Source organism: Nemorincola caseinilytica (genome assembly GCF_039540515.1).
Taxonomy (GTDB): domain Bacteria; phylum Bacteroidota; class Bacteroidia; order Chitinophagales; family Chitinophagaceae; genus Nemorincola; species Nemorincola caseinilytica.
Genome location: NZ_BAABFA010000024.1, coordinates 130,789 through 149,422, shown reverse-complemented (window position 1 = coordinate 149,422; position 18,634 = coordinate 130,789). Strand labels below are relative to the sequence as shown.

Below are 18,634 nucleotides of genomic sequence, written 5' to 3'. Positions count from 1 at the left end.
ATACCGTCATTTGAACTGGCGGGGCTTGTACCTGCCGGCGCGGTCGTTCACATTATCGTCCCAAAGCTGCGTGGCATGCTCCCTGAAAATGGCCGGACCTTTGTTGAAGTTGGCATCGAAGCTGCGGTCGTTGCCGCCGTACTTCCCCTTGGCCCCCACATCGGTAAGGCCCTTCATAGAGTAGCGGGTCTCGCTCTCGTACATGATCACCTTCATGAAGGAGGGTCGGTTCTTTCCGTAACAGCCTACCTTGTAAACGAGCCATACCTCGGCAATGCCATTGTTATCGAGATCGGTGATATCGAAGGTGTTCTGTACGAAGTTAGCCGCTATCTGCAGGTTGCACTCGTTCACCTGATCGTGAAGGGTCCAGCGGGGGCGCCAGTGCTCTTCCTCCCTTACAAAATGACGTGCATCCAGCGCGGCCTCGTAATAACCTTTCTCGGGCCTGGTGATGCTTTGTGCGCTGGGGGTCTCGCTGATGACCACTATGTTCTCCCCTACCTTGTCTTCCCATTTTATGGCCTGTACAAGGTCGCCATTATAGGACACCTCTGACGGTATGGTCTTGGGTACAAGTTCTTTTACTTTGGGTTGCGCCTCAGCCATTACAGGTATGAGCGGCAGGAGTGCGAACAGATATTTTTTCATGTGAGGAATATAATGTGTGAGCTGATGTTTTTTTATGTGATCAATTTTCCGAATTGGACTCCCAAAGGTCTACCGCATATTGTTTGAAAGCAGGCACTTTGGCAAAGCCGGGGTCCAGGTCATACTCGCCCCCATCGTACTTGTTCTCGTTTATCTTCATACGCACACGGCCCCGCATAGAGTAGCGGGTCTGGCCTTCGTACATGACCACCTTCATATTGGCAGGGTGCTCATCTACACCGCAGCCCGTGCGGTATACCAGCCATACCTCGGCCGTTCCATCCTCATCCAGGTCGGTAACGGCGAATGTCTTCTTTACATAGTTGGCCACCATTTCATGATCGCACTCCATCACCTGGTCGTGCACGTTCCATTTCTGGCGCCAGTGTTTACCATCGTTCAGAAAATAGCGTACCTCTAGCTGCTGTTCGTAGTATCCTTCTTCGGGGCGGCTGGCGCTTTTCGACCTTTTAGTACGGGTGAAGACCACCACATTATCGCCGGAATTATCCTTCCATTTTACGGCACGCACGAATTTGCGCGGATAAGTTATCTCTGAGGAAAGGGCTCTTTTTCTTGCTTTTTTGGCATGGGGACGTTTTGCGAAGGTCAATAATGGCAAAAACATCACAGTTATACATAGATATGTTTTCATGTCGTAAATATATACCACGGATCGCTATTGCAGTGTAATTATTTCGTTAGCATATCTCATAAACAACAAAGGCAGCCATGAGGCTGCCTTTGTATAACTGATGTGTATAAGTTATTCTTCTTCGTCGAACTGGAGGACATCCTTGTTGGCGAGGAGGAGCTCGAACTCTTCCTTGGAACCCACAACGAGGCTCTCGAACTCGCGCATACCAGTACCGGCAGGGATGAGGTTACCTGTGATAACGTTCTCCTTGAGACCGGCCAGCATATCGAGCTTGCCGTTGATGGCAGCCTGCGACAGCACCTTGGTAGTTTCCTGGAAGGACGCGGCCGATATCCAGCTCTGCGTACCCAGCGATGCCTTGGTGATACCAAGCAGCATGGGCGATGAAGTAGCAGGGTTGGCATCGCGGTATTCAACCAGCTTCTTGTCGGCACGGCGCAGGGCGCTGTTCTCTTCGCGCAGCTCGCGGATGGTAACTATCTGGCCGGCGTGCAGCTTGTCAGAGTTACCCGGATCCATAACTACCTTCTTGTCGAATATCCAGTCGTTCTCGTCCATGAACTCGAACTTGTCCACTGTATCTTCTTCAAGGAACTTGGTATCGCCCGGGTCTACGATGTTGACCTTGCGCATCATCTGGCGAACTATGACCTCGATGTGCTTGTCATTGATCTTCACACCCTGCAGGCGATAAACTTCCTGTATCTCGTTCACCAAGTATTCCTGTACGGCGAACGGACCTTTGATAGAGAGGATATCGCTAGGTGTAGTGGCACCATCAGAGAGGGCCGTACCGGCCTTCACGAAGTCGCCATCCTGCACCATGATGTGGCGGGTAAGCGGCACCAGGTATTTCTTCACCAGGCCTTCGCGGCTCTCTACTATGATCTCCCTGTTACCACGCTTCACATTACCGAAGCCTACTACACCGTCTATCTCGGCAACAACGGCAGGGTTGCTCGGGTTACGCGCTTCGAAGAGCTCGGTAACGCGTGGCAGACCACCCGTGATGTCTCGGCTACGGCCCATGACACGCGGTATCTTAACGAGTACCTGGCCATTGTGTACTTCCTGATCGGGCTCTACTATGATGTGCGAGCCAACAGGCAGGTTGTACATCTTCTGCTCCTTGCCATCTACCCATATAGCAGGTATCCTGGTCTTATCTTTTGTTTCTATTACCACGCGCTCGCGGTGACCTGTCTGTTCGTCGGCCTCTTCGCGGTAGGTAACACCTTCTATAACATTCTCGAAACGCACCTTACCGCTGATCTCGGATATGATGACAGCATTGAACGGATCCCATGTGCATATCACATCGCCCTTGGCCACCTTCTTACCGTTGGCTACTTTGAGTATAGAACCGTAAGGTATGTTGTTGGTGATGAGCAGGCGGTCGTTAGTGACGTCTACTATACGCACCTCGCCGGTACGGCCTATTACCACTATCTGCTCTTCGCCCTCAGCATCTTTGTACTTGGTAGTACGCAGACCGTCGAACTGTATGGTACCATCGAAGCGGGCAGCCAGCTGCGACTCGATGGCCGAAGAACCGGCCACACCACCAACGTGGAAGGTACGCAGTGTAAGCTGTGTACCCGGCTCACCAATGGACTGGGCAGCTATGATACCCACTGCATCGCCCCTCTGGGCCATGTAGCCGGTAGCAAGGTTCTTGCCATAGCACTTGGCACATACACCCTTGCGGCTTTCGCAGGTGAGCACCGAGCGTATCTCTACTACATCTATGGGGCTTTCTTCTATGGCCCTGGCTATATCTTCTGTTATCTCTTCACCGGCATTTACCAGCAGCTTATCGCTAAGCGGATCGTAAACATCGTGCAGTGAAGTACGGCCGAGGATACGATCGTAGAGCGGCTCTACTACTTCTTCGTTGTCCTTCAGGGCCGAAGTGGCTATACCACGCAGTGTACCGCAGTCCTCGTTGTTGATAACAACGTCCTGGGCCACGTCCACAAGACGGCGGGTAAGGTAACCGGCATCAGCCGTTTTAAGGGCCGTATCCGCCAGACCCTTACGGGCACCGTGCGTAGAGATGAAGTATTCCAATACGTTCAGACCTACCTTGAAGTTGGACAGGATCGGGTTCTCGATGATCTCGGAACCGGTAGAACCACTACGACGCGGCTTGGCCATCAGGCCCCTGAGACCGGCGAGCTGTTTTACCTGCTGCTTAGAACCACGGGCACCGGAGTCGAGCATCATGTACACAGAGTTGAAGCCCTGCTTATCTGCGGCCATCTCGCGGATGAGTGTCTCTGTAACGCGGGTATCTACGCGCGACCATATATCGATGATCTGGTTGTAGCGTTCGTTGTTGGTGATGAGACCCATGTTGTAGTTGTCCCATACCTCGTCCACCTCTACCTGGGCAGCAGCAACGAGTTGCTCCTTAACATCAGGTACAGAAAGGTCCTTGATATTGAACGACAGACCACCACGGAAGGCCGTACGGAAACCGAGCGTTTTGATATCGTCGAGGAACTGTACTGTCTTTGGTATGTTGGTGTTCTTCAGTATCTGGCCGATGATCTCGCGGAGCGACTTCTTGGTGAGGAGCGCATTCACAAAACCATTGTCCTTGGGTACGAACTGGTTGAACATTACGCGGCCTACGGTGGTCTCTATGAGCTTTGTGGCCATAGTGCCATCGGCCTCGCGCACACTGGCACGAACCTTGATCCAGGCATGGAGGTCGGCGCGGCCTTCGTTGTGTGCTATTATCACCTCTTCGGTGCTATAGAAGGCTTTGTTCTCGCCTTTTACTTTTTCTGTCTCGGTAGACCTCTTGCCCTTAGATATGTAGTACAGACCGAGTACCATGTCCTGCGATGGCAGGGTGATAGGCGTACCGTTCTGAGGGTTGAGGATGTTGTGCGAAGCCAGCATCAGCAGCTGTGCCTCTAGTATGGCAGCATTGCTCAGTGGCACATGCACGGCCATCTGGTCACCATCGAAGTCGGCGTTGAAGGCCGAACAGACGAGGGGGTGAAGCTGTATGGCCTTACCTTCTATGAGCTTTGGCTGGAAAGCCTGTATAGAAAGACGGTGCAGCGTAGGGGCACGGTTGAGGAGGATGGGGTGACCCTTCAGTACATTCTCGAGGATATCCCAAACTACGGCTTCCTTGCGCTCTACGAGCTTCTTGGCGCTCTTTACGGTCTTTACGATACCCCTTTCTATGAGCTTGCGTATGATGAACGGCTTGAACAGTTCTGCGGCCATGTCCTTGGGCAGACCACACTCATGCAGCTTCATTTCGGGGCCTACCACGATAACCGAACGGCCGGAGTAGTCCACACGTTTACCAAGGAGGTTCTGACGGAAACGACCCTGCTTACCTTTCAGTACATCAGAGAGCGATTTCAGCGCGCGGCCACCTTCAGCCTTCACGGCATTGCTCTTACGGCTGTTATCGAACAGAGAATCCACGGCTTCCTGCAGCATACGCTTTTCGTTGCGGAGGATGACCTCGGGAGCTTTGATCTCTATAAGGCGCTTCAGACGGTTGTTGCGTATGATGACACGACGGTAGAGGTCGTTCAGATCGGAAGAGGCGAAACGGCCACCATCCAGCGGAACGAGTGGGCGCAGCTCCGGTGGTATCACCGGTATGTACTGCATCACCATCCACTCCAGGCGGTTCTCTATACGGGTATTGGCATCGCGGAAGGCCTCTACCACGCTGAGGCGCTTGAGGGCCTCCTGCTTGCGCTGCTGAGAAGTTTCGTTGGCGGCAGAGTTGCGCAGGTCGTAAGACAGCTTATCGAGGTCTATGCGAGAAAGCAGCATATGTACGGCCTCGGCACCCATCTTGGCGATGAACTTGTTAGGGTCCTCGTCAGGCAGGTACTGGTTCTCTTTCGGCAATGCATCCAGCAGCTCCAGGTATTCGTCCTCGGTAAGCAGTTGCTGATCGGTATTCTCAGAATCTTTCAGGTTCAGCTTGGTACGGATCATACCTTCTGCCTCGCCCGACTGTACTACTACATAGCGCTCGTAATAAACGATGCTCTCCATTTTCTTAGAGCTAACGCCGAGCAGGTAGCCTATCTTGTTGGGCAGGCTTTTGAAGTACCATATGTGTACTATAGGTACTACGAGCTTTATGTGGCCCAGGCGCTCGCGGCGCACTTTCTTTTCAGTTACTTCCACACCGCAACGGTCGCACACGATACCCTTGTAACGGATACGCTTGTACTTTCCGCAATAGCATTCGTAATCCTTCACAGGGCCGAATATCTTTTCGCAGAACAGGCCGTCGCGCTCGGGCTTGTAGGTACGATAGTTGATAGTTTCCGGCTTCAGCACCTCACCATATGAGCGGTCGAGGATAGCATCGGGTGATGCAAGGCTGATGGTGATCTTACCAAATCCCGCGCGGGGACGATTATCTTTTTTTATAGCCATTTTCTTGTCAGTACTTAGTAGTTAGTATATAGTAGATAGTTGTTTCGATCACTGTAACGAGTTGTGAAGTGCATACAGCATTTTTTGTATGCTATTCAACTCTGTAAGTATCATTCCACAATCATCTTCATTTATATAACCCAATTGTTTACTAATAATTATCTGTGTTTCCAACTCGTGTGAAGAGCCGATAGCTATGGTCAAAAAATGCTTGAAGAAATTGTTCGTGTTCCTTCCCGCACCTTCTGCTATGTTACTTGGTATCGATGTTGCAGCTCGCTGCATCTGTGATACCAAATTGAACTTCTCTTCTTTTGGGAATTCCTTTGTTATCTCATAGATCTTTACAACCAAGTTGATCGACCTCTGCCAAACAATAAGTTCCCGAAAATTATTCATACATAGCGACTATCTACTACCTACTCTCTACCATCTACTTTAAGAACTATTCGAATTTCAATTCCAGACCCAGACCACGGAGCTCGTTAACGAGTACGTTGAACGATTCGGGGATACCGGCCTTTGGTATGTTGTCGCCTTTCACTATGGCCTCGTATGTCTTGGCACGACCTACGATGTCATCGGACTTGATAGTGAGCAGCTCCTGCAGGATGTTGGATGCGCCATATGCTTCGAGCGCCCAAACCTCCATTTCACCGAAACGCTGGCCACCGAACTGTGCTTTACCACCCAGCGGCTGCTGTGTGATGAGGCTGTATGGGCCTATAGAACGGGCGTGCATCTTATCATCTACCATGTGGTGCAGTTTGATCATGTATATGACACCAACTGTGGCCTTCTGGTGAAAACGCTCGCCGGTCTCGCCGTCGTGCAGGTAAGTATGACCGAATTCGGGCAGGCCCGCATCGTTTATCAGGTTACCTATCTCATCTACACTGGCGCCATCGAATATAGGCGTAGCGAAACGTACACCCAGTTTCTGACCGGCCCAGCCCAGAACAGTTTCATATATCTGTCCGAGGTTCATACGCGAAGGCACACCAAGGGGGTTCAGCACCACATCTACAGGAGTACCATCCTCAAGGAACGGCATATCCTCTTCGCGTACTATCTTGGCTACGATACCTTTGTTACCGTGGCGGCCCGCCATCTTGTCGCCCACCTTCAGCTTACGCTTGCTGGCGAGGTATACCTTGGCCAGCTTCAGCACACCTGCAGGAAGCTCATCGCCAATGCTCAGGTTGAACTTCTCGCGCTTGTAGCGACCCAGCTCTTCGTTGAACTTGATATTATAGTTGTGCAGCAGCTGGTTGATGAGGTCATCGGTCTCCTTATCGCCTGTCCAGCCCAGTGGGTTCACGTTCTGGTAGTCGATAGAGCCAAGGGTCTTAGAGTTGAACTTGCCACCCTTAGTAAGCACGGTCTCGCCAAAGTTGTTGGTAACACCGGCCGAAGACTTGTCCTTCAGCAGTATCTGCAGTTTCTCGAACAGGAAGTTCTTCAGGTCTTCCAGGTTCTTCTCGTGTACTTTATCTATCTTCTCGAGCTGTGCTTTTTCGCGCACTTTCGAGTTCTTATCTTTCTTGGCACGCTGGAACAGCTGCTTGGAGATAACTATACCTTCGGTACCGCTCGGAGCCTTCAGCGAAGCATCCTTAGCATCGCCGGCCTTGTCGCCGAAGATAGCGCGAAGCAGTTTCTCCTCTGGAGTAGGATCGGTCTCACCCTTGGGGGTGATCTTACCTATAAGGATGTCGCCCTCGCCTATGTGCGCACCTATACGTATGATACCGTTCTCGTCGAGGTCTTTAGTGGCCTCTTCCGATACGTTGGGTATATCCGGGGTCAGCTCTTCCTCACCCAGCTTGGTATCGCGCACTTCCAGCTCATATTCATCGATGTGTACCGATGTGAACCAGTCTTCGCGAACCACTTTTTCGTTTATAACTATGGCATCCTCGAAGTTGTAACCCTTCCATGGCATGAATGCCACTTTGAGGTTGCGGCCCAGTGCCAGTTCGCCATCCTGTGTGGCATAGCCCTCTGTGAGGAAGTCGCCCAGCCTTACCTTCTGGCCCTTGCGCACACATGGGCGCAGTGTCATGCTGGTGCTCTGGTTGGTCTTCTTGTACTTGGTGAGAGAATACACTTTCAGGTCGTCCTCGAACGATACGAGACGTGCTGTGTCGTCGCGGTCGTAACGAACATGTATGTGGTCGGCATCTACATACTCTACCACACCATTGCCTTCGGCATGTATCTGTATGCGCGCGTCGCGTGCGGCCTTGGCCTCCAGACCGGTACCTACGATAGGTACCTGCGGAACGATGAGCGGCACTGCCTGGCGTTGCATGTTCGATCCCATGAGCGCACGGTTGGCGTCATCATGCTCCAGGAACGGAATGAGGGATGCACTGAGGCCCACTATCTGGTTGGGGGCCACGTCCATGTATTCTACCTCTTCGCGGTCCAGTATCGGGAAGTCGCCTGTCTGGCGCGATTTGATCTTGTCTTCTACGAAGTTGCCTTTTTCGTCCATCGGCACGTTGGCCTGGGCTATCTTGGCCAGATCCTCTTCTTCGGCGCTCAGGAAGCGGAAGTTCTTCAGGTCCACCTTGCCTTCCTTCACCTTGCGGTAAGGGGTCTCGATGAAGCCCATATCATTGATCTGCGCGTGTACGCAAAGGGTAGATATAAGACCGATGTTCGGACCTTCCGGAGTTTCGATGGTACACAGACGGCCATAGTGGCTGTAGTGAACGTCGCGCACCTCGAAGCCTGCGCGCTCGCGGCTAAGACCGCCGGGGCCGAGGGCCGATATACGACGCTTGTGCGTTATCTCTGACAGAGGGTTGGTCTGATCGAGGAACTGCGACAGCTGCGAAGTACCGAAGAAGGAGTTGATAACTGAAGAAAGGGTACGGGCGTTGATGAGGTCGATGGGGGTGAACACCTCATTGTCGCGAACGTTCATACGCTCGCGGATGGTGCGTGCCATACGCGCCAGGCCCACACCGAACTGTGCGAACAACTGCTCGCCCACGGTGCGTACACGGCGGTTGCTCAGGTGATCGATATCGTCTATTTCGGCCTTACCGTTGGTGAGGCGTACCAGGTACTTGATGATGGAAATGATATCTTCCTTGCTCAGTACCTTGGTATTGAGGTTGATATCAAGACCCAGCTTGCGGTTTATCTTGTAACGACCTACTTCGCCCAGGTCATAGCGCTTGTCGCTGAAGAACAGCTTTTCGATGATGCCGCGGGCGGTCTCATCATCTGGCGCGTCAGAACCACGAAGCTGACGGTAGATGTGCTGTACCGCTTCCAGCTCTGAGTTCGAGGTATCTTTATTAAGAGTATTATATATTATAGAGAAGTCGCCGCTTACCTCTTCCTTCTGCAGGAATACGGTCTTGATGCCCATTTCCTGTACCAGTTCGGCATTGGCCTCGTCCAGAACGCTGTCGCGGTCCAGCACTACGTCATTACGCTCTATGGTCACCACTTCGCCGGTGTCCTCGTCCACGAAGTCCTCGGTCCAGCTGCGCAGTACGCGAGCGGCCAGTCGGCGGCCTATGTGGCCTTCCAGGCTCTTCTTGTCCACCTTCACTTCTTCGGCCATACCGAAGAGGTCGAGGATATCCTTATCTGTTTCGTAGCCTATGGCGCGCAGCAGTGTGGTAACGGGGAACTTCTTCTTACGGTCGATGTAGGCATACATCACGTTGTTGATGTCCGTAGCGAACTCCATCCATGCACCTTTGAAAGGTATAACGCGGGCGCTATATATCTTGGTGCCGTTGGGGTGAACGCTCTGGCCGAAGAACACGCCCGGAGAACGGTGAAGCTGGGAAACGACAACGCGCTCGGCACCGTTGATAACGAATGTGCCGCGCGGGGTCATATATGGGATATTGCCAAGGAACACGTCCTGAACGATGGTCTCGAAGTCCACATGCTCCTCGTCGTTACAGCTCAGTTTCAGCTTGGCCTTCAGGGGCACAGAGTAGGTAAGACCACGCTCCATACACTCGTCTATGGTGTAGCGGGGCGGATCGATGAAATAGTCAAGGAATTCGAGTACAAAAATGTTACGCGTATCGGTGATGGGGAAATTCTCCTTGAACACCCTGAAAAGGCCTTCGTTGTTACGCTTGTCCGGGGTCGTTTCGAGCTGAAAGAAATCCTGGAAAGACTGTAACTGGATGGCCAGAAGGTCGGGTGTTGCTGCAGGGTCATGTATCTTACCGAAATTTATCCTGCCGGATGCGGTCTTTTTTTGCGTTATAGCCATAATGGTCTGTTGCTCCTTTTATACAAATAAAAAAATCCTGAAAGACAGGCGTAGCCTACCCTTACAGGTGATCTGCAATATCAAAAAATACTAAAAACAGTTGCGCGCACGTATTGTTCCTTAGAAAAAGGGATGCAAAGATATAAAATGGGTATTAATTAAGCAAAAAATATTCCAAAATATCTAAAAGACATCCTTTTATACCCCGGAACCTAGTAAAGTAGGGGTGAATTTATTTTACCTTAATATTTATAAGCGCTGTTCCGGCAGCTTTTGCGTAGGTGGTAGAAAGCTGTCTATGAATAATTTATCGCAAATAAATAATACAGATACCAAACTAGCCGGGCAGCCACAGGGCACCACCTACACTATCTTTTGACGATCCTGTGACAGAAGAAAAGACATTCGCCTCCTCGCGCCAGCGCAATACACCTATAAGGGCCATGACAAGAGCCTCTTTGTACTGTACCACGGCAGCATCAGGAACGGACAAAGTAACACCGTAGGGGGCTAAAAGCGTCTGCAATTCATCTACCAGGAAGGTATTGAACGCTCCCCCACCTGTTACCAGCATAGTGGCCTGCTCCCTGCTAGGGGCATAACGAACAACAGCATCGGTGATACGGCCTGCTATGAGAGCGGTGGTAGTACGCAGCAGATCCTTTATTTCAGATGTATCGTCTGCAAGTAGGGCATCGGCCATTTGCATTGCCTGCTCATTGCTGAGCGAACGGGGCGGCACCTGGCTATAATACTCCTCAGCCTCCAGCGTGGCCAGTATACCGGGAAGGATACTACCGGTACGCGCTATGGCTCCGTTCTCGTCCATGGTCTTCCCTACCCTGCCGGCAAGCGCATTGATGACCTGGTTGGCCGGGCATACGTCGAATGCAAGGTCGCCATCGGGGCGGCGGATGGTGATGTTAGCTATGCCACCAATGTTGAGCAGGAGGTCGTAGCTGCCGAACAGCAACCTGTCGCCCACAGGCACTATGGGCGCACCCTGTCCACCGTGTGCCACATCCATAGCGCGGAGGTCGCTGATGACGGGCAGCGCACAAATAGCGGCTATAGAAGCCCCATCGCCAAGCTGGAAGGTGGTATTGCTGGCGGGCTCGTGAAAAACGGTATGCCCGTGCGAGGCTATGAAATGCACCTTATGCTCCAGGTCGTGTTTTTCCATAAAGGCGCGAACGGCCTCGCCGGTATACCTGCCATAGGCGGTATGCAGGCGCAGCATATGGGGCACAGGTAAGGCCGCAGCGCCTTTCAGGGCAGCGCTCCACTGCCGGTCGTAAGGTATACATTCTGCCTGCAGAATGGTGTATTCCCACTTGCCACGTACTTCTTCTAGCTGCACATATGCTATGTCCAGGCCATCGAGCGAGCTACCCGACATTAGGCCTATCACTTTGTAGATCATTATCAGAAAGAGCCCCTCCCGACCTCCCCCCGAGGGGAGGAGAAGGGCTGTTAGGGACCTCTCCTCATGATCATCGCTAATGCGATGATCATGAGGAGAGGAGGTCAATTATAAAAAATAAATTATAAACATTGTGCTACCAATTACTTCCCTTTTCTTCTTAGGTATATTTCAGATCTTCGCTCCTTCAGCCTCACCCCAGCCCTCTCCGATGGAGAGGGAGATCCAATGTCCGCGCTGTCGCGCGGGTATTATCAGCGAAAATGCTATGCAAGATATGAAACGCACCACCTCCCATTGGGGGAGGCCGGGAGGGGCTAATTCTTTATAGCAGCTATACCCGGAAGTACCTTGCCCTCGAAAAATTCGAGCATGGCGCCACCGCCGGTGGAAACATAGCTTACTTTATCGGCAAGCTGGAACTTGTTGACAGCGGCTACGCTATCGCCACCGCCTACCAGGGAGAAAGCACCTTTGCCGGTAGCCGTTGCCACGGCCTCGGCTATGGCCTTGGTACCGTGCTGGAACTTCTCCATCTCGAACACGCCCATGGGGCCGTTCCACAGTATGGTCTTGGAAGCATCGATGATGTTCTGGAACTGGCCTATAGCTATATTGCCAATATCCAGGCCCATCCAGCCTTCGGGTATCTCGGTGCTGGCGGCAGATGATGTGGCTGCATCGGCAGCGAACTTATCGGCCACTATGCTATCGGTAGGCAGGTGTATGCAAACACCCTTTGCCTCGGCTTTCTTCAGCAGGTCCAGCGCCATATCCAGCCTGTCCTCCTCGCAGAGGGAATTACCTATCTGGCCACCCTGTGCACGGAAGAAGGTATAGGCCATACCACCACCTATGATGATGTCGGTAGCCTTGTCGAGCAGGTTCTCTATGATCAGTATCTTGTCAGATACCTTGGCGCCACCTATGATGGCAGTGAAGGGCTTCTGGGCATTGTTCATCACCTCTTCGGCGGCCTTTACCTCGCCCTCCATCAGCAGGCCGAACATCTTGCTGCCTGCAGGGAAAAAGTCAGCTATGACGGCCGTGGAGGCATGGGCCCTGTGGGCTGTACCGAAGGCATCATTCACATATACATCGCCCAGCTTAGAGAGCTTTTCGGCAAAGTCCTTATCGCCCTTCTCTTCCTGCTTGTAGTAGCGCAGGTTCTCTAGCAGCAGCACCTGGCCGGGCTGCAGGGCAGCGGCCTTCTGTGCTGCATCTTCGCTGATGCAATCGTCGGAGAACTGTACCTGGGTAGCAAGCAGCCTGGTGAGGTGCTCGGCCACGGGCCTGAGGGTGAAGTCGGCAAGAGTAAGGTGCGGCTTCTTTTCTATATCCTTCAGCGGACGGCCCCAATGGCTCACAAGTACCACGCTGCCACCATCGGCAAGTACTTTCTTAATGGTAGGCAATGCTGCACGGATGCGGGTATCATCTGTGATAACGCCATTCTTTATAGGCACATTGAAATCGACGCGTATGAGCGCTCTTTTTCCGTTGAAGTTATGATCGTTGAACATTATTTATTGAATGATGAATTATGAATGATGAATTATGAATTGGTGGGGGGATCAGGTATTGGTTATTAGGAATTAGGAATTGGTTATTGATGTTTGAATTTTGGTATTTGGTATTTGAAATTTTGGTATTTGGTATTTGAATTTTAGAATTTGAATTCTATAGCCAACTGGTGATGTAGGCATCGTCTTCTATACCCAGAGCATCATTGGTGAGGTGCAGGGGATGGAAGGTATCTACCATCACGGCCAGCTCTTTGGTTTCTTTGGCGCCTATGCTTTTCTCTACCGTACCGGGATGCGGGCCATGCGGTATACCTGCAGGGTGCAGGGTTATCATACCACGCTCTACATGCTTGCGGCTCATGAAGTCGCCATCGACATAGTAAAGCACCTCATCGCTATCGATATTGCTGTGGTTGTATGGCGCAGGTATGGACTGCGGATGGTAGTCGTACAGGCGGGGCACGAAGGAACAGATAACGAAGTTGTGCGCATCGAAGGTCTGGTGTACTGGCGGTGGCTGGTGTACACGGCCGGTGATGGGCTCGAAATCGTGTATGCTGAGGATGAAGGGATATTCGCAGCCATCCCAGCCTACTACATCGAACGGATGATGGCCGTACCATATGGGGTACAGGTTGCCCTTTTTCTTCACGTTTATGAGGAATTCGCCCTGAAGGTCGAATGTCTCAAGGTCCTGCGGCTTACGGATATCGCGCTCGCAGTAGGGAGAATGCTCCAGCAACTGACCATAGCGGCTTAGATACCTTTTGGGCGGCGTGATGGGGCTGAACGACTCTATTATGAAGAGCCGGTTATGCTCGTTCTCGAACTCTACCTGATATATGGTACCACGGGGTATGACCACATAGTCGCCATAGCCGAAAGGCAGGCGGCCATACTGTGTACGCAGCACACCACTACCCTCGTGTATGAAGAGGACCTCGTCGGTATCAGCATTTTTGTAGAAAACATTATCGGTAAGCCCTTTGGTGGGTGCGGCCAGCGTGAGCATCACATCGTTATTGAACAGGACGGTCTTGCGGCTTTTGAGGTAATCGGCATCGGGCTTTACATTGAAACCTTTAAAGCTGCGATGCTTCAGGATATTGGAAGTAGCCGCCACCGGGGCCACGCTCACAGGCTCTTCGGTCCTTAATATCCTGGTAGGGGCATGCAGATGGTAGAGCAGGGAGTAATTGGACGAAAAACCCTCTGTACTGAACAACTGCTCTGAATAAAGGCCTCCATCGGGCTTCCTGAACTGTGTATGACGTTTGTGAGGAATATTCCCCAGCGAATAGTAATGAGGCATCTCTTGTTATTTCCAACAAAATTAATCAATTCCCTGACCATTGGCGACAACTATCGTACAGCGGCCTGTATGGCTATAGTGCCTTTAGGCGAGGACACCTTTACCACATACATACCTTTGGCAACATCGGCCAAAGGTATGCCCAGGCGATTTTCGCCTGCGGCCACCTGCCATAGCTTGCTGTAGACCATGACACCTGCCATATTATATACCGATACCGATACGGGACCGGCAGCGGTAGCTGTATGATCGAGCGAGAAGTTGCCGTTGGAAGGATTGGGGTAGAGCACACAGTCGGGCCGGGTACCGGTATAGGTAAAGGTGCTGAGGTCGGTGAGCACCTTTTTGAGGGCGCCATAGGCATTTATCTTGCCATGGCCCCAGTTGTTATTGCCCGCTGCAGGCAAAGTGCCGGTATAGGTATCGGTGATGGCGGAAGAGAAAAGCACTGTCTTGAGGGCTGCGGGCGTAAGCGCGGGGTTGGCCTGCAGCAGCAGGGCCACTATACCCGAGGCGGCAGGTGCAGAGGCCGACGTACCTGAGAACTCGGAGTAATAATAATCTTTACCTGTGCCATCGGTGTATTTATATACGGTGCCATTGCTGTTGGTGCCGGTAGCGGTATGGGAGGTATCGTAAGAGCTTTGGGCAGTAGCTATGGTAAGGCCGGGGGCTGTGATATCGGGCGAGATACGGCCATCTACCATAGGGCCGCGGCTGGAGAAAGGAACCAGCTTGTTGGCAAGCACATAGGAGGAATAGCTCCATGAATTGCCATTGATATCCACAAAATTGACCTTTGAGGCATAGGCGCCTACCAGCAATACCGAGGTAGCACTACCCATATCGGACACGGTAGAAGCATTGTTGCCGGCCACCGCATATGGCTGTCCGAAATTGAAGAAGGCACTCTGGTATTTGTAAGGGAAGCCGTAGTAGTAGTATTCGTCCCACATGTCTATCTTGCCATCGTTGCCCTTTACAGATACGAGTATGGTATCGGTGCTCTTGTTGTTGATGTTGACGGTGATACGGGGTTTGCCATTGTCCTCGGCCGATGAGGTGATGAACTGCACATAACAGGTATCTATACCATTGGCGCCTATAAGGAACATATCGGTAACGGCATTGTCTATGCATTTGTAACCGGTGGTCTGCCCGGCGGTGGAAGTACCATTGGTATAGAGCGTGGCCTTGGCACAGAAGGTCTTGCCGGGCTGGCCCCAGATATCTACCCAGGTGCGCCTCACTGTGGTGGGGTTGAAGGTGAGGAAGGACTGTACGGTGGTATCGGTAGCCGTGAAGGTCTTGGCGATATGTATGTTCTCCTGCCCTTCGTTGCCCGCGCTCATAACTATGAGCTTGCCGGGGCCTGACATGGAATTGCAGGCCTCGTTGAAAAGCGAAGTGCCATCGTGCGAGCCTGACTGTGAACCCCAACTGATATTGACCACACAGGGCTTGCCTACAGAGGTGGCGTAATTGAAGATATAGTTGACACCATCGAGGAAATCGGAAAAGCTGCCTGCCATCCATTGACCGCCTATGGAGTCGCGGCGAACGCAGACCATCACCATATCAGATTCATAGGCCATGCCCCTGTATTTGCGAGGGCTGGCCGCCGGAGCCCCATAGCCCGAGCCTGCGGCCATACCGGCCACACAGGTACCATGGTTCTGCCTGGGATCGTCGGTACCCTCGGCCTTGATGGCAGCCTCGCCTACCAGCTCCTTGCCATAGGTATAACCGGCAGGCGGTGCGGCCGTACCGTTCATTTGCCATACCTTCTTGATGCGATATGTGGTATTGGTTGTATCGTAGAAGGTAGGATGGTTGTAATCGAACCCGAAATCGATGACGCCTACTACCACATCGCGGCCGGTATAGGCTATGGGCAGGTCGTAGCCACCGTGTACAGAATCGACCCTGGTGGTCTTGCGAGCCATATCCAGTTGCGGGTATACAGGTTCATCGAGCTGGATGTAGCTGATGCCTGTGGCGGTAATGAAAGCGGATACCTTATCTACGGGCACCTTTACCGTCCATATGCTACCGGCACGGGTACCTATGTGGGCACCTATGGCATCGAGGCCGGTCTGCGCCTGGCCTGCATCGGCCACGCGAATGAGGGCGCTTATGTAAACGGTTCCATCATTGCCCCTGTTGTAGATGTAGCCCTGCTGCGGCTTGCCTTTGTATGCAGCCATATCGTGTACATACTTCTTGGTAAGGGTAGATAGTTTGGCAGTGGTCTGCGCATGTGCCGACAGGGACAGTAATGACATGCACAGGAGGGACAAAGGGAAGAACCTTTTCATATAGAAAGCGTTTCATACAAAGATAGTCGGAAATAGTATCTATCTCACCACAAGGGGCACACAAAGGAATACACCAAGGGCACAAGGTTCACATTTATCAGAACACTACTGTATGGAACGGAAATACTCAACAGTAAGCCTGAGGCCATCGAGGAACTGCTGCGTGGGTACATAACCCAGCAGGCGGGTAGCCTTGGAAACATCGGCAAGGGAGTCGCGGATATCGCCGGCGCGGGGCTCGCGATAGGTGGGCGGATGGTCTATACCCAGTATCTCGCCTATGGAGCGGTAGAGGAAATTGACCGTATAGTTGGCGCCAACGGCCACATTGTATGCCTGCCCGAAAGCGGCAGGATCGGTAGCCAGCATGGCGCGGATATTGGCCTGTACGGCATTCTCTACATAGGTGAAATCGCGGGTCTGCTCACCGTCGCCATTTATATATACCGGCGTGCGGCCCAGTATGCCCGTAACGAAGAGCGGGATAACGGCAGCATAGGGCCCATTGGGATCTTGCCGCGAACCGAACACATTGAAGTAGCGCAAACCGGCCACATTGAGGCCATAAAGCCTGTGGAACACTCCTGCATAGAGCTCGTTGGTCATTTTGGTGACCGCATAGGGCGACAGCAGGTTGCCCGTGCGGTCCTCGGTCTTGGGCAGGTTGGGCTCATCGCCGTAGACAGAGGAGGAAGATGCATAAACGAACGCCTGCACTCCCCTATTCTTGGCAGCGGTTATCATGTTCACGAAACCGCCCACATTCACCTCATTGCTGGTGATGGGGTCCTTTACCGAGCGGGGCACCGACCCAAGAGCGGCCTGGTGAGAGATGTGGGTGATGCCTTCGCAGGCACGCCCGCACACATCGGCATTGCGGATATCGCCCTCCATGAACTCGTAATTGGCATAGCTACGGAAAAGATCGACATTGGCGACATTGCCCGTCATGAGGTTGTCCAGCACACGCACCTTGCCCGCACTATGGCGCAGCAGGTACTCTACGATGTGTGAACCAATGAACCCGGCGCCCCCTGTGACCAGGAAGTGCTTGCCTGAAAGGTCGGCCTCATGAAATAACGCCATACGAATATGGAAGTGTGTGCAGTTGTGTGAAGATAGTATAGAAAAAGACCGTACTCCTGTGTATGGTACGGCCCTTATTCATTCGTTGAGTTACTGTGTATCGCCATTAGGCTTTCTTGGCTATCCTGGCCTTCTTGCCTGTGCGTGCAGAACGAGATTTGCCGAAGCTGCCTATTGTTATCTTTCCGCGTTTGGTACGCTTATCACCTCTTCCCATAATAAGTTTAGTTTTAAAGTATTATTTAATTGTGGGCAAATATAGTACAGATCGGGGATCTTAGCGACACCCCGGTCACATTTCACAAGGTTTTTATTACCTTGCCATATAGCAACATGAACAGACCATTATTCATAACCATAGAAGGAACGGACGGCAGCGGCAAGAGCACACAGGCCCGGCTGCTGGCAGAACGGCTGGCAGCGGCAGGACATAAGGTACATACCACATTCGAGCCCACAGGCGGCCACATAGGCAGGCTGCTGCGCAGCATACTGAGAGGTGAGCTAAAGGCCGACCAGAAAGCCATTGCCGCACTCTTCCTGGCCGACAGGCTGGACCATATACAGAATGAAAATGATGGGCTGCTGAAAATGCTTGCCGATGGGTATACGGTGATATGCGATAGATATTACTTCTCTTCGTATGCATACCATAGCGTATATGTGGATATGGACTGGGTGATAGAATGCAACCGCATGTGCGCCGGTATGCTACGGCCCGATATGACCATTTTCATAGATGTACCACCTGAGGCCTGTATGCAACGCATAGTGGCCAACAGGGAAGTACCCGAGCTGTATGAGACCACTGATATACTGCGAAAAGTGAGAGACAACTACCTGGCGGCCTTCACAAGGCTGGGCAATGAAGAAAAAGTGACCATCATAGACGGCAACAGGGCCATAGACGCAGTGGCAGCAGATGTGGGAAAGCTTTTTGAATTATGAATTATGAATTATGAATTATGAGT

The 18,634-nt window shown here is 52.2% G+C and carries 12 protein-coding genes; 1 reads left to right on the top strand and 11 read right to left on the bottom strand.

Going from position 1 to position 18,634, the window contains the following annotated elements:
• Positions 1-6: 6 nt before the first annotated feature.
• From ABD843_RS15350 to ABD843_RS15300, 11 genes are all read right to left on the bottom strand, one after another.
• Positions 7-651 carry a M949_RS01915 family surface polysaccharide biosynthesis protein gene (locus ABD843_RS15350; RefSeq protein ID WP_345085108.1) on the bottom strand — a complete coding sequence of 215 codons (645 nt, stop codon included), beginning with the start codon at positions 649-651 and terminating at the stop codon, positions 7-9.
• A 40-nt stretch (positions 652-691) separates the two neighbouring features.
• A complete protein-coding gene (locus tag ABD843_RS15345; RefSeq protein WP_345085106.1) occupies positions 692-1,273 on the bottom strand; it encodes a M949_RS01915 family surface polysaccharide biosynthesis protein in 582 nt (193 codons plus the stop codon).
• Between the two features lie 144 nt (positions 1,274-1,417).
• Positions 1,418-5,740 (bottom strand): DNA-directed RNA polymerase subunit beta', encoded by a 4,323-nt coding sequence (gene rpoC, locus ABD843_RS15340; protein WP_345085103.1) that lies wholly within the window; start codon positions 5,738-5,740, stop codon positions 1,418-1,420.
• A 48-nt stretch (positions 5,741-5,788) separates the two neighbouring features.
• Positions 5,789-6,139, bottom strand: a complete 351-nt coding sequence (locus tag ABD843_RS15335; protein WP_345085100.1) for a four helix bundle protein — start codon at positions 6,137-6,139, stop codon at positions 5,789-5,791.
• 46 nt (positions 6,140-6,185) lie between these two features.
• Positions 6,186-9,998, bottom strand: a complete 3,813-nt coding sequence (rpoB, locus tag ABD843_RS15330) for a DNA-directed RNA polymerase subunit beta (RefSeq protein ID WP_345085098.1) — start codon at positions 9,996-9,998, stop codon at positions 6,186-6,188.
• Between the two features lie 337 nt (positions 9,999-10,335).
• Positions 10,336-11,409, bottom strand: coding sequence for an anhydro-N-acetylmuramic acid kinase (locus tag ABD843_RS15325; RefSeq protein WP_345085095.1), 1,074 nt, complete (start codon positions 11,407-11,409; stop codon positions 10,336-10,338).
• A gap of 329 nt (positions 11,410-11,738) precedes the next feature.
• Entirely contained in the window at positions 11,739-12,944 is a 1,206-nt protein-coding gene (locus tag ABD843_RS15320; RefSeq protein ID WP_345085092.1) for a phosphoglycerate kinase, read from the bottom strand.
• Positions 12,945-13,101: 157 nt separating this feature from the next.
• Complete coding sequence (locus ABD843_RS15315; RefSeq protein WP_345085089.1) at positions 13,102-14,259, bottom strand: homogentisate 1,2-dioxygenase; 1,158 nt, start codon at positions 14,257-14,259, stop codon at positions 13,102-13,104.
• Positions 14,260-14,309: 50 nt separating this feature from the next.
• Entirely contained in the window at positions 14,310-16,577 is a 2,268-nt protein-coding gene (locus ABD843_RS15310; protein ID WP_345085086.1) for a S8/S53 family peptidase, read from the bottom strand.
• A gap of 105 nt (positions 16,578-16,682) precedes the next feature.
• Positions 16,683-17,663, bottom strand: a complete 981-nt coding sequence (locus ABD843_RS15305; protein WP_345085083.1) for an SDR family oxidoreductase — start codon at positions 17,661-17,663, stop codon at positions 16,683-16,685.
• 106 nt (positions 17,664-17,769) lie between these two features.
• Positions 17,770-17,880 carry a 30S ribosomal protein THX gene (locus ABD843_RS15300; protein WP_345085080.1) on the bottom strand — a complete coding sequence of 37 codons (111 nt, stop codon included), beginning with the start codon at positions 17,878-17,880 and terminating at the stop codon, positions 17,770-17,772.
• A 116-nt stretch (positions 17,881-17,996) separates the two neighbouring features.
• On the opposite strand from ABD843_RS15300, the gene tmk reads away from it, so the two are divergent.
• Positions 17,997-18,611: a dTMP kinase gene (tmk, locus tag ABD843_RS15295; RefSeq protein ID WP_345085078.1), complete on the top strand. Its 615-nt coding sequence runs from the start codon at positions 17,997-17,999 to the stop codon at positions 18,609-18,611.
• Positions 18,612-18,634 lie beyond the last annotated feature (23 nt).

Coding starts and splice junctions, on each gene's coding strand:
- rpoB (WP_345085098.1), bottom strand. CDS start 9,998: ATGGCTATAACGCAAAAAAAGACCGCATCCGGCAGGATAAATTTCGGT.
- ABD843_RS15335 (WP_345085100.1), bottom strand. CDS start 6,139: ATGAATAATTTTCGGGAACTTATTGTTTGGCAGAGGTCGATCAACTTG.
- ABD843_RS15300 (WP_345085080.1), bottom strand. CDS start 17,880: ATGGGAAGAGGTGATAAGCGTACCAAACGCGGAAAGATAACAATAGGC.
- ABD843_RS15315 (WP_345085089.1), bottom strand. CDS start 14,259: ATGCCTCATTACTATTCGCTGGGGAATATTCCTCACAAACGTCATACA.
- tmk (WP_345085078.1), top strand. CDS start 17,997: ATGAACAGACCATTATTCATAACCATAGAAGGAACGGACGGCAGCGGC.
- ABD843_RS15320 (WP_345085092.1), bottom strand. CDS start 12,944: ATGTTCAACGATCATAACTTCAACGGAAAAAGAGCGCTCATACGCGTC.
- ABD843_RS15350 (WP_345085108.1), bottom strand. CDS start 651: ATGAAAAAATATCTGTTCGCACTCCTGCCGCTCATACCTGTAATGGCT.
- ABD843_RS15305 (WP_345085083.1), bottom strand. CDS start 17,663: ATGGCGTTATTTCATGAGGCCGACCTTTCAGGCAAGCACTTCCTGGTC.
- ABD843_RS15310 (WP_345085086.1), bottom strand. CDS start 16,577: ATGAAAAGGTTCTTCCCTTTGTCCCTCCTGTGCATGTCATTACTGTCC.
- rpoC (WP_345085103.1), bottom strand. CDS start 5,740: ATGGCTATAAAAAAAGATAATCGTCCCCGCGCGGGATTTGGTAAGATC.